9 protein-coding genes are annotated in these 12,294 nt (G+C 71.7%); 5 read left to right on the top strand and 4 right to left on the bottom strand.

Features of this window, described 5'->3' with window-relative positions; all coding sequences use genetic code 11:
* Positions 1-10 precede the first annotated feature (10 nt).
* The 4 genes from ACFY1L_RS39690 to ACFY1L_RS39675 form a co-directional block, all read right to left on the bottom strand.
* Positions 11-778 (bottom strand): rhomboid-like protein, encoded by a 768-nt coding sequence (locus ACFY1L_RS39690; RefSeq protein WP_388835936.1) that lies wholly within the window; start codon positions 776-778, stop codon positions 11-13.
* A 145-nt stretch (positions 779-923) separates the two neighbouring features.
* Entirely contained in the window at positions 924-1,337 is a 414-nt protein-coding gene (locus tag ACFY1L_RS39685) for a hypothetical protein (protein ID WP_388835933.1), read from the bottom strand.
* Positions 1,334-1,708 carry a hypothetical protein gene (locus tag ACFY1L_RS39680; protein ID WP_388835930.1) on the bottom strand — a complete coding sequence of 125 codons (375 nt, stop codon included), beginning with the start codon at positions 1,706-1,708 and terminating at the stop codon, positions 1,334-1,336. The genes ACFY1L_RS39685 and ACFY1L_RS39680 overlap by 4 nt, the downstream gene beginning before the upstream one ends.
* 83 nt (positions 1,709-1,791) lie before the next feature.
* Positions 1,792-4,992: an ATP-binding protein gene (locus ACFY1L_RS39675; RefSeq protein ID WP_388835926.1), complete on the bottom strand. Its 3,201-nt coding sequence runs from the start codon at positions 4,990-4,992 to the stop codon at positions 1,792-1,794.
* A gap of 204 nt (positions 4,993-5,196) precedes the next feature.
* Between ACFY1L_RS39675 and ACFY1L_RS39670 the strand changes: the two genes are divergently transcribed.
* The 5 genes from ACFY1L_RS39670 (at position 5,197) to ACFY1L_RS39650 (ending at position 12,193) form a co-directional block, all read left to right on the top strand.
* On the top strand, positions 5,197-5,874 hold the full coding sequence (locus tag ACFY1L_RS39670; protein WP_388835923.1) for a spermidine synthase: 678 nt from the start codon (positions 5,197-5,199) through the stop codon (positions 5,872-5,874).
* Positions 5,875-6,007: 133 nt separating this feature from the next.
* Positions 6,008-6,745 (top strand): response regulator transcription factor, encoded by a 738-nt coding sequence (locus ACFY1L_RS39665; RefSeq protein WP_208785792.1) that lies wholly within the window; start codon positions 6,008-6,010, stop codon positions 6,743-6,745.
* Positions 6,742-7,854 carry an ATP-binding protein gene (locus tag ACFY1L_RS39660; protein WP_388835919.1) on the top strand — a complete coding sequence of 371 codons (1,113 nt, stop codon included), beginning with the start codon at positions 6,742-6,744 and terminating at the stop codon, positions 7,852-7,854. Before ACFY1L_RS39665 ends, ACFY1L_RS39660 begins: the two co-directional genes overlap by 4 nt.
* A gap of 292 nt (positions 7,855-8,146) precedes the next feature.
* Complete coding sequence (locus ACFY1L_RS39655; protein ID WP_388835916.1) at positions 8,147-11,929, top strand: multifunctional oxoglutarate decarboxylase/oxoglutarate dehydrogenase thiamine pyrophosphate-binding subunit/dihydrolipoyllysine-residue succinyltransferase subunit; 3,783 nt, start codon at positions 8,147-8,149, stop codon at positions 11,927-11,929.
* Positions 11,930-12,013: 84 nt separating this feature from the next.
* Positions 12,014-12,193 carry a DUF6104 family protein gene (locus ACFY1L_RS39650; protein WP_028420339.1) on the top strand — a complete coding sequence of 60 codons (180 nt, stop codon included), beginning with the start codon at positions 12,014-12,016 and terminating at the stop codon, positions 12,191-12,193.
* Positions 12,194-12,294: the final 101 nt, after the last annotated feature.

Raw genomic sequence — 12,294 nt, 5'->3', positions numbered from 1 at the left:
GGGGCCGGTCCTAGGCCGTCGCCGTCCGGTACCAGCGACGGATCACCGGCCAGATCGAAACGCCTATCGCGAGGGAGATCAGGTGGCCCCAGTTGGTCATCGGGTCCGTGAACGCGATCAGGTCCTGGACCAGCATGCCGCCGAAGAGGGCCAGCACCGGCCAGCGCAGCCACGGCGTGAGCAGCCCGGCCAGCGCGCCGACGCTGGCGGCGACGCCGAAGCTGATGCCGTAGTCGAGGCGGTGCAGGGAGCTGTCGGGAAGGTGGCCGACCAGAACCGCGAGGCCCACCGTGCCCTCGGTCGCGAGGGTGGCCAGGACATGCCCCAGCAGGAACACACCGGCCGTCCGCAGGCCGCCTATCCGCCGCTCCAGCGCCGTGAGGACGAGCAGGAAGCAGATCACGTACGGCGACAGCAGCCCGCCCGCGATCCACAGCGCGCTGGCGACCAGGACCAGCACAGGCGTGCGCACGAGGTGCGCCACGTCGGTGCTGGAGGCCTGGTACAGGGTGTACATGAGGGACGGCGAGGCGTATGCGGCGATCAGCGAGGTGACGGCGAGGACGGCCGCGTAGCCGAAGGTGAACGGCGTCCCGGCCGGCGTCGGCAGAATGCGCCAGGGGCGGAGCGTGCGGGCCGGGGGGACGGCGACGACCGGCGCCGGAGGCGCCGCGGCGGCCACCGGGCCGCGCTGGCGCGGCATCGCGTCCAGCAGGTCGGAGACCTCGGGAAGCGGCGCGGCCGAGGGCCTGGCGTCGGCCGTCGCGGTGGGTTCCACGGTGAGGTGCTCCTTCCGTTCCACCCCAGCCTTCGTGGCCCCACAGGTCGCTGTCTATGACCGACGCCACGCGCGACGCGATTCACAGCAACCTTTAATGCTTTTCCTGCGTCCAACTGCTTTTCTTACAGCCGTCCTGGCCCCGCTACGGCCGCAGGAGGGTCACCTCCCCCGCGTGGGCGGCCTGCGTGGCCGGGTCCCAGTCGCCGGTGCAGTAGACGGACGCCTCGCTGATGGCTCCGTCGCGGATCTCGGCGCGCATCAACTCCCGGCAGTACCAGCCGCCCTGCTCGTCCTCCCACTGCTCCTCGAACTCGAGGACGAGCCCGGTGGGCGTCGCGTCGACGCGGTGGCGCGGGACGGTGCCGAGGGCGGGATGGCTGCGGCGGCGTGCGGCGACGAGGGCCTCGCGGCCCGCAGTCTGCAGCCGCCACTGGGGCAGGGTCAGATCGAGGAAGACGTCCTCGGTGAAGAGGCCGTCGGGCGCGGTGTTGGTCTCCAGGAACCGGACGAAGAGATCGGCGAGTTCCTTGACGCGGGTGTCGGTCGCCGCGGTCATGACTGCACCTCGGCGAGGTTGCGGCCGACGACCTCCATCGTGGCGTTCAGCTCGGCGGTGGGGCTGAACTCGACGATCTCGGTGCCGGCGAAGACCAGGGGCAGGTGGCCGGGCGCGCCGTAGTAGGCGTCGCCGGCGTGGAAGACCTCGTCGTGGTCGGCGTACCGGAACACGATCTTCCCGGAGACGACCTGGCCCCAGTGCGGGCACTGGCAGCGGTCGTCGGGCAGACCCCGGAAGAGCGGGGCGGGGTCCATGTCCTCCTTCATGGACTCGTACGAGACGGTGTACGGGCCGATCTCGGCGTAGCGCCCCTCGATGACCGGCTCGTCGACCTTGAGTTCGGCCTCGGCCTTGGTGGTGCGCGGCATGGTGTCCTGCCTTCCCTCGTCGCTGCTTCGGACTGCTTCACGAAGGAGGCGTGAGGTCGGGCGGCACGGTGTGAGACCGGGTCTCACAGACTCCAGGGCGGGGGCTGTTCCGGCTGGTAGACGCAGAGGGTGCCGGTGCGCACCGACGTCTCCAGATGGCGGCCGAGTTCGGGGTGCACCTCGGCGATCCGCCGCACCGCGGCCCGGATGCGGGCGGTGACGGCGGTCCGCGCGCGCTCGACGGGCGACCCGGTGCGCCGCACCCGTCCCCCGATGCCGTACGCCGCAGAGAGCTGCCTGACGAGCGCGTCCCGCTCGACGGCCACCCGCGCGGACCGCACGGCGTCCCCGGCGGCGTCGGCGTCCTCGGCCTCCTCCTCCAACTCCCGCAGCCTGCGCCGGTAGGCGGCCCGCGCGACGGCGTCGACGACCTCGCCGGCGTCGCCCTCGGGGTGCAGGCCGTCGGCGTGCTCGTCGGTGTCGCCCCGGAGATGCAGGCCGTCGCCCTTCGTACCCGCCGCGGCCAGCTCGACGGCCGGCACGGGCGTACCCGGTCTGGCCAGGAGTACGGCGATGTCGCGCAGCCCCTTGCTGTCGGGGACCCGGACGTCCCGGCCGGCGTAACGGAGGTGCCAGAGGGAGCCGTCGCGCCGGAAGAGGGCGGCGCCCGCCTGCTCCGACCGAGGGCTCACCTCCGCCCCGGCCGTCTCGCCCCCGATCCGCTCGACCAGCGCCACCGCCCCGGCCGCCTCCGCCGCCCGCAACGCCCTCTCCCGGTGCTCCCGGGCCCGCTCCCGGTCCCCCATGGCCGTTGCGAGCAGCGCCAGATGGCGGTCGACGGGGCCGCGTACGGCCGCGCCGATGCCCTCCACCGCGAACAACTCGGCGTACGGGGCGAGGAGGTCGTAGAGAGCGGGCGCACAGGGGTGGGAGCCCACGGCCGCCACCGTCTCCGCCGCCTGCGCCAGCATCGGCAGCCACTCGCTGTCGCGGGTCGCCCCGCCGAGCCGGGGTGCCGCGGCCGACAGGCGGCGCGCGGCCTCGTCGAGGCGGCCGAACTGCGCCGCCACGAGCGCGAGTGAGACGCGGGGCCAGAGCATCGGGGAGCGTTCCAGCAGGGTGGCCTCCGCCCGCACCCGCGCCAGCCCGTCCAGGTCGCCCGTCTCGGCGTACAGGCACCAGCGCTGGGTGACGGCGAGCATGGCGGCGTTCGCACTGCCGGACCTGCGGCCCAGCTCCTCGACCTCGTCGAGCGCGGCCGCGCAGTCCTCGTGGCGGCCCTCCATGAGCGCCCGCGTGCCTCGCCACAGCGGCACGTACCAGGCGTACAGGGGGCGCCGCAGCGGTCGTACGAGGGTCTCGTACGCGGCCGCCTCGGCGTCGGCCTGCGCGAACGCGCCCGTCTCCATCAGCGCGACCAACCGCAGCCGCCGGCCGAGCAGTTCGAGCACCGGGTCGCGCTGGTCGCGGGCGGTCGTCACGATCTGCGCGGACCAGCCGAGCCGGTCCCGGCAGTGGTCGGGGCCGGGCCGGGCGTCGCACAGAGCGGCGAGGGCGGGTCCGAGGGTGGCGGGGTCGCCGGCCTCGCGGGCGGTGCGGACGGCCTCCTCGGCGAGGGCGAGCCGGTGCTTCTCCGGTTCGACCAGCCCGGCGGCCAGCGAGAGCCGTGCGGTGACGGCGGCGCGCAGAGCGGCGTGCGCGGGCTCGGCGGCGAGCGCGGTGCGTGCCTCGGTGAGCAGGTCGAGCTGCTCCCGGTCCTCGAGATCGACCTCGAACCCGACGGGCCCGGTACCGAGCCCGAGCGCCGCCCGCGCCAGCAGATCCGCCCGCCCTGCTTCCCGCGCAAGCCCGGCGGCCCTGAGCAGCGCGTCCCGGGCGGCCCCCGGCTCACCGGCCCCGAGCCGCGCGGAACCCAGGCCGAGGAGGGCTTCCACGAGCTCTACGCGGTGGGTGGAGGAAGCCGGCCCTTGCCCGGGGCCACGGTTCTCGTCAGCACCCTCCGCAGCCGCACCCCACACCTCCACCGCCCGCTCGTACCACCGCGCGGCGTCCTCGAACGCGAACAGCCCCTCCGCCCGCACCGCCGCCTCGCGGGCGTACCGGGCGGCCTCCGCCGCGTGCTCCGGGCCGGACTGCAGCAGGTGGTGGGCGACCTCCGCGGGCCCGGTGTCGCGGCCGCGGCGGGCATAGCCGGCCAGGACGTCGGCGGCGGTGCGGTGCAGTGCGGCGCGCTCGGCAGGGGTGAGCGTGTCGTACACCGCGTCCCGGAGCAGGTCGTGCCGGAAGGCCCCGCGGTCCGCCCCGGCCTCGGCGAGCAGCCCCGCCCCCGCGGCCTCCCCCAGCAGCGTCCGCACCTCGCCCAGCGGCACCTCCGCGGCCTCGGCGAGCACGTCGAGCCGGAACCGGGTGCCGAGCACGGCGGCCACGTCCAGCACGCGCGCGGCCCGCGGTGTCAGGTCGCCCAGCCGTTCCTGTACGGCGGCCCGGACGGCGACCGAGGAGACACCGGCGCCGTTCCCGTCCGGCGCCGCGCCCCAACTCCCGGCCCGCAGCAGCTCGGTGACGAAGAACGCCTCGCCTCCGGTACGACGCACCAGGGACCGCACGGCCTCCGCGTCCGGTGCCGCCCCGGTCACCGCCTCGACCAGCGCGGCGACGTCCCGCACGGGCAGCGGCCCGAGCGCCGACGACCGCCCCCGCCGCAGGAGTTGGGCCCGCGCCCAGGCCCGGTCCCGCCAGGCCGCGTCGTCGTCCCGGGCCGTCGCCACCAGCAGCACCGGTGCCGTACGCGCCGCGTCCGCCGTCTCCAGCAGCAACCGCAGCGAGGAGGCGTCGGCGGCGTGCACGTCGTCCAGGACCAGCAGCAGCGGCCGGCGCCGCGCGGCCGTGGCCAACACCTCGCCGACGTCTCCCGCGAGCCGCAGCCGCGCCGCCTCCGGGTCGGCTCCGCGCAGCGTGCCCGGGGCCGCGCCGGACACCAGGGCCCTGAGCGGCGGCGAGGCGGCCACGAGACGACCGCAGCCCACGTCGTCCGCAACCAGCTCGCGCAGCAGCCGTGACCAGGGCCGGAAGGCGCGCCCGGCGGTCTCCGGAGGGCACCAGGTCCACAGGGTGCGGAAGGCGTCGGCCTGTCCGGCGGCCTCCTCGGCCGTACGGGTCTTGCCCGCACCCGCAGGACCGGTCAGTGTGACGAGCCCGCCCCGCCCGGCCGCGGCCCGCTCCAGGGCGGCCCGGAACTCCTCCAGCACGTCCTCGCGTCCCACGAACGGGTAATTCGCGGCCATGGCAGCCACCACGCACTTCTCGCAGGCTTCGCGGGTCTCGCGGGCCCAGAGCCGCGCGGGTCCTCCGTCGGTGCTTCGAGCGTAGGCACGGGCGACGGCGGACGCGAGGCGCACGGAGCGACCCACGGCGGACGCTCCCGCGCACACCTCTCCGCCACCCTTAATTCTCGTGGTCGTAAAGCCGAGTTCGTGCAGGATGGAGCCATGGCTGCCACTTACGACACCCCTGTTGTCCTGGACCGTCGCGAGGGCCCGTACGGCGAGGTCGTGCTGCGCCGGCACGGCGAGTTGCTGCAGATCATCGCCAACGGCTGCTTCCTGATGGACACCTCGGACGGCCGCTCGGAGCGCGTTCTCGTCGACGCCGCCCGCGACGCCCTGGACGGCCGCGCGCAGCCGAACGTGCTGATCGGAGGCCTCGGCGTGGGGTTCTCGCTCGCACACGCGGCGGCCGACCCGAGCTGGGGTGCGATCACGGTCGTGGAGCGCGAGCGGGCCATCGTCGACTGGCACCTGAACGGCCCCCTCGGCGCACTCTCCGCGCAGGCTCTCGCCGACCCGCGCACCGAGATCGTGGAGGCGGACCTGATCGACTACGTCGATGAGACATCCGCCACGTACGACGCCCTGTGCCTGGACATCGACAACGGCCCCGACTGGACTGTCACGGAAGGCAACGACGGGTTGTACTCGCCGGCCGGACTGACAAGCTGCGCAAGGGTGTTGAAGCCGGGCGGAGTGCTCGCCGTATGGTCGGCCAAGCCCTCTCCGGAATTTGAAGGAACACTGTGGAATGCCGGGTTCCAACGGGTGCGTACCGAAGAGATCCCGGTTGCCCGGGGCGTTCCCGACGCCGTGCACCTCGCCGTCCGGCCTGGATAGCCGAAGGGCGGTTACTCCCCGTACTCTGCTTCCCTGGCGCAGATCATTCAAGCGTCAATCGCAAGCATGCGCAGGCATAGCCAGTCAGAAGGAATGACCCCACGCATTCCGGAAAGCAACTCAGGGGCGGGCGATGGAGCAGACCCACACATCCCACAACGGCACGACGGCGACCCCGGGCGCACAGCGCCGGGTCCTGGTGGTCGAGGACGACGCGACCATCGTGGACGCCATCGCGGCCCGCCTGCGCGCCGAGGGTTTCCTCGTGCAGACCGCGGGTGACGGCCCGGCCGCCGTCGACACCGCCGAGGCCTGGCAGCCCGACCTGCTGATCCTCGACATCATGCTGCCCGGCTTCGACGGTCTGGAGGTCTGCCGCCGTGTGCAGGCCGCCCGTCCGGTGCCGGTGCTGATGCTCACCGCGCGCGACGACGAGACCGACATGCTGGTCGGGCTCGGCGTGGGCGCGGACGACTACATGACGAAGCCTTTCTCCATGCGGGAGCTGGCCGCACGCGTGCATGTGCTGCTGCGCCGGGTGGAGCGGGCCGCGCTGGCCGCCGCGACGCCGAGGAGCGGCATCCTGCGGCTCGGCGAGCTGGAGATCGACCACGCGCAGCGGCGGGTGCGGGTGCGCAGTGAGGACGTCCACCTCACACCCACCGAGTTCGACCTCCTGGTCTGCCTGGCCAACACCCCGCGCGCGGTGCTCTCCCGTGAGCAGCTGCTGGCCGAGGTGTGGGACTGGGCGGACGCCTCCGGCACCCGGACCGTCGACAGCCACATCAAGGCGCTGCGCCGGAAGATCGGCGCCGAGCGGATCCGCACGGTGCACGGCGTGGGCTATGCGCTGGAGACCCCGACGCCATGAGCGGCGGTCCGGCCGCACGAAGAGGCCCCGGGGAGTCCGAGCCCTGGGGTGGGCTGCGCCCGTTCTCGATCAAGACCAAGCTGGGCGCGCTGGTCGTCATCGCGGTCCTCATCACCACCGGGTTGATGATGATCGCGATGCGCACCGCGACGGAGCTGCGCTTCATCACGGTCTTCTCGATGATCGCCACACTGCTGATCACGCAGTTCGTGGCGCATTCGCTCACCGCACCGCTGGACGACATGAACGCGGTCGCCGGCGCCATCTCGCACGGCGACTACACCCGCCGGGTGCGCGAGAACCGCCGGGACGAGCTGGGCGACCTGGCCCAGACGATCAACCGCATGGCCGACGACCTGGAGGCCCAGGACCGCCAGCGCAAGGAGCTCGTCGCGAACGTCTCGCACGAGCTGCGCACGCCCATCGCGGGCCTCAGGGCGGTCCTGGAGAACATCGTGGACGGCGTCACGACCGCCGACCCCGAGACCATGCGCACGGCCCTGAAGCAGACCGAGCGTCTCGGCCGGCTGGTGGAGACGCTGCTGGACCTGTCGAGGCTGGACAACGGCGTCGTACCACTGCGGCAGCGGCGTTTCGAGGTGTGGCCGTACCTGTCGGGCGTGCTGAAGGAGGCCAACATGGCCGTGCCCGCGCGCGCGGGCATCGCCTCGGGCTCCGGCAGCCACACCCGCACGGACGTCCATCTGCACCTCGACGTCTCCCCGCCGGAGCTGACCGCCCACGCGGACCCCGAGCGCATCCACCAGGTAGTGGCAAATCTCATCGACAACGCGGTCAAGCACAGCCCCCCGCACGGCCGCGTGATCGTGAAGGCACGGCGCGGTCTGCATGCCGAGTCGCTGGAGCTGGAGGTGCTGGACGAGGGTCCCGGCATCCCCCGCTCGGAGTGGCACCGCGTCTTCGAGCGCTTCAACCGCGGCGGCGCGGGCTCGCCCAACGGGCAGGGCGGCGACGGCGGTACGGGCCTGGGGCTCGCGATCGCCCGCTGGGCCGTCGATCTGCACGGAGGCCGGATCGGAGTGGCCGAATCCGAGCGTGGCTGCCGGATTCTCGTCACCCTTCCGGGAGAGACATCCGTTCAAAGTTGACGTAAAGTCCGAAGCGGAGCCACAAGATCCACCGGCGTCCGCACTGACGGACACGTGTGATCAGGAACACGCCCGCAGGCCGTGCCTGCAGGGCTTGCGTCGACGTATCCCGACCACGCTCACTTCTTAGCGGAACCACGCTTGTTTCCCGCCATTTCCCGGCCCGAAACACGCTTTCCGATGTGACTTACGCGACGATGACCTTGCTCGGCCTGACCTTCCCGGCCATGGAGGCGTAGCCTTTATTCCCGCTGTCCATCACCTTGTGAAGCGGAAGAGGGCGGTTGCCGCCGTGTCGCCACAGTCCCCCAGTAACTCGAGCATCTCGACCGACACCGACCAAGCGGGCAAGAACCCCGCTGCGGCGTTCGGCCCCAACGAGTGGCTCGTCGACGAGATCTATCAGCAGTACCTCCAGGACCCGAATTCGGTAGACCGAGCCTGGTGGGACTTCTTCGCCGACTACAAGCCGGGAGCGGCCGCCGCCCCCGCTGCGGCGGCTGCTCCGGCCCCGGCGGCCGCTCCGGCTCAGGCCGCGCCCGCCCCGGCGGCTCCTGCGGTGCCCGCGCCGGCCCCCGCGGCCCCGAAGCCCGCGGCCGCCGCTGCGGCGCCCGCTCCCGCGAAGCCCGCCGCGGCTCCGGCTCCCGCGCCGGCGAAGCCCGCTGCCGCCGCCAAGCCGAAGGCCGAGCCCGCTACCGCGGCCGCCGACGGCCCGGAGCTGGTGACCCTGCGCGGCCCCGCGGCCGCCGTCGCGAAGAACATGAACGCCTCGCTGGAGCTGCCCACGGCCACGTCCGTGCGCGCGGTCCCGGTGAAGCTGCTCTTCGACAACCGCATCGTCATCAACAACCACCTCAAGCGCGCCCGGGGCGGGAAGATCTCCTTCACGCACCTGATCGGCTACGCGATGGTGCAGGCCATCAAGACGATGCCGTCGATGAACTGGCACTACGCGGAGAAGGACGGGAAGCCCACCCTCGTCAAGCCGCCGCACGTCAACTTCGGCCTGGCGATCGACCTGGTGAAGCCCAACGGCGACCGCCAGCTGGTCGTCGCCGGCATCAAGAAGGCCGAGACGCTGAACTTCTTCGAGTTCTGGCAGGCCTACGAGGACATCGTCCGGCGCGCCCGCGACGGCAAGCTGACGATGGACGACTTCTCGGGTGTCACGGTCTCCCTGACCAACCCGGGCGGCCTCGGCACGGTCCACTCGGTCCCGCGTCTGATGCCCGGCCAGTCGGTCATCATGGGCGTCGGCTCCATGGACTACCCGGCGGAGTTCCAGGGCACCTCCCAGGACACCCTGAACAAGCTCGGCATCTCGAAGGTCATGACGCTCACGTCGACCTACGACCACCGGGTCATCCAGGGCGCCGCCTCCGGCGAGTTCCTGCGGATCGTCGCCAACCTCCTGCTCGGCGAGAGCGGCTTCTACGACGAGATCTTCGAGGCGCTGCGCATCCCCTACGAGCCGGTCCGCTGGCTCAAGGACATCGACGCCTCGCACGACGACGACGTCACCAAGGCCGCCCGCGTCTTCGAGCTGATCCACTCCTACCGGGTCCGCGGCCACGTCATGGCCGACACCGACCCGCTGGAGTACCGCCAGCGCAAGCACCCCGACCTGGACATCACCGAGCACGGCCTCACGCTCTGGGACCTGGAGCGCGAGTTCGCGGTCGGCGGCTTCTCGGGCAAGTCCCTGATGAAGCTGCGCGACATCCTCGGCGTGCTGCGCGACTCGTACTGCCGCACCACCGGCATCGAGTTCATGCACATCCAGGACCCGAAGCAGCGCCGCTGGATCCAGGACCGCATCGAGCGCCCGCACACCAAGCCGGAGCGCGAGGAGCAGCTGCGCATCCTGCGCCGGCTGAACGCCGCGGAGGCCTTCGAGACCTTCCTGCAGACCAAGTACGTCGGCCAGAAGCGCTTCTCCCTCGAGGGCGGCGAGTCGGTCATCCCGCTGCTCGACGCGGTCATCGACTCCGCCGCCGAGTCGCGCCTGGACGAGGTCGTCATCGGCATGGCCCACCGCGGCCGCCTGAACGTCCTCGCCAACATCGTCGGCAAGTCGTACGCCCAGATCTTCCGCGAGTTCGAGGGCAACCTCGACCCGAAGTCGATGCACGGCTCAGGCGACGTGAAGTACCACCTGGGCGCCCAGGGCACGTTCACCGGCCTGGACGGCGAGCAGATCAAGGTCTCGCTGGCCGCCAACCCGTCCCACCTGGAGACGGTCGACCCGGTCATCGAGGGCATCGTCCGCGCCAAGCAGGACATCATCAACAAGGGCGGCACGGACTTCACGGTCCTGCCGGTCGCCCTGCACGGTGACGCGGCCTTCGCGGGCCAGGGCGTGGTGGCCGAGACCCTGAACATGTCGCAGCTGCGCGGCTACCGCACCGGCGGCACGGTCCACATCGTCATCAACAACCAGGTCGGCTTCACGGCGGCTCCCGAGTCGTCGCGTTCCTCGATGTACGCCACCGACGTGGCCCGCATGATCGAGGCGCCGATCTTCCACGTGAACGGCGACGACCCCGAGGCCGTCGTCCGCGTTGCCCGCCTGGCCTTCGAGTTCCGCCAGGCGTTCAACAAGGACGTCGTGATCGACCTCATCTGCTACCGCCGCCGCGGTCACAACGAGTCGGACAACCCGGCCTTCACCCAGCCGCTGATGTACGACCTGATCGACAAGAAGCGCTCGGTGCGCAAGCTGTACACCGAGTCCCTGATCGGTCGCGGCGACATCACCCTGGAAGAGGCCGAGCAGGCGCTGCAGGACTACCAGGGCCAGCTGGAGAAGGTCTTCACGGAGGTCCGTGAGGCGGTCTCGCAGCCGGCCGCGGCTCCGACCTCGGACCCGCAGGCGGAGTTCCCGGTCGCCGTGAACACCGCGATCACCTCGGAGGTCGTGAAGCGGATCGCCGAGTCCCAGGTCAACATCCCCGACCACTTCCACGTCCACCCGCGTCTGCTGCCGCAGCTGCAGCGCCGGGCGACGATGGTCGAGGACGGCACGATCGACTGGGGCATGGGCGAGACCCTCGCCGTCGGCTCCCTCCTCCTGGAGGGCACCCCGGTCCGTCTGTCCGGCCAGGACTCCCAGCGCGGCACCTTCGGCCAGCGCCACGCGGTCCTCATCAACCGCGAGACGGGCGAGGAGCACACCCCGCTCCAGTACCTCGCCGAGGAGCAGGCGCGCTACAACGTCTACAACTCCCTGCTGTCCGAGTACGCGGTCATGGGCTTCGAGTACGGCTACTCGCTCGCCCGCCCCGACGCGCTCGTGATGTGGGAGGCGCAGTTCGGCGACTTCGTCAACGGCGCGCAGACGGTGGTCGACGAGTACATCTCGGCGGCGGAGCAGAAGTGGGGCCAGACGTCCGGCGTCACCCTGCTGCTCCCCCACGGCTACGAGGGCCAGGGCCCGGACCACTCCTCGGCCCGGGTCGAGCGCTTCCTGCAGCTGTGCGCGCAGAACAACATGACGGTCGCGATGCCGACCCTGCCGTCGAACTACTTCCACCTCCTGCGGTGGCAGGTGCACAACCCGCACCACAAGCCGCTGGTGGTCTTCACCCCGAAGTCGATGCTGCGTCTGAAGGCCGCCGCGTCGAAGACGGAGGAGTTCACGTCGGGTCAGTTCCGCCCGGTCATCGGCGACTCCACGGTCGACCCGGCCGCGGTCCGCAAGGTCGTCTTCGTGGCGGGCAAGCTGTACTACGACCTCGAGGCCGAGCGTCAGAAGCGCGGCATCACGGACACGGCGATCATCCGCATCGAGCGGCTGTACCCGCTGCCGGGTGCCGAGCTCCAGGCGGAGATCGCGAAGTACCCGAACGCCGAGAAGTACCTGTGGGCCCAGGAGGAGCCGGCGAACCAGGGTGCCTGGCCGTTCATCGCGCTCAACCTGATCGACCACCTGGACCTGGCGGTCGGCGCGGACGTCCCGCACGGCGAGCGCCTGCGCCGCATCTCCCGCCCGCACAGCTCGTCCCCGGCGGTGGGTTCGGCGAAGCGGCACCAGGCGGAGCAGGAGCAGCTGGTGCGTGAGGTGTACGAGGCGTAACCGCCCTCGCGGCACATGTGACCGGGCCGCACCCCCACTCCAGGGGGTGCGGCCCGGCCGTTTCCGCGCACTTATCCTTGACCCATGTACTTCACGGACCGTGGCATCGAAGAACTGGAGAAGCGGCGCGGCGAGGAAGAGATCACCTTCGAGTGGCTCGCCGAACAACTGCGAACGTTCGTCGACCTGAACCCGGACTTCGAGGTCCCGGTGGAACGTCTGGCGACGTGGCTGGCCCGCCTGGACGACGAGGACGACGAGTAGGCCACAGGGAACGTCAACGGGGCGCCTTCGGGCGCCCCTTTCGCATGTACGGCTCCAGGAACTTCTTGACTTTCCGTGTCCGCGATATATCGTGAATTGCA

Origin of the sequence: Streptomyces sp. NPDC001663, assembly GCF_042893105.1 — a bacterium.
Lineage (GTDB): Bacteria > Actinomycetota > Actinomycetes > Streptomycetales > Streptomycetaceae > Streptomyces.
The sequence above is the reverse complement of the archived record's forward strand: the minus strand, read 5'-3'. Positions and strand labels throughout refer to the sequence as shown.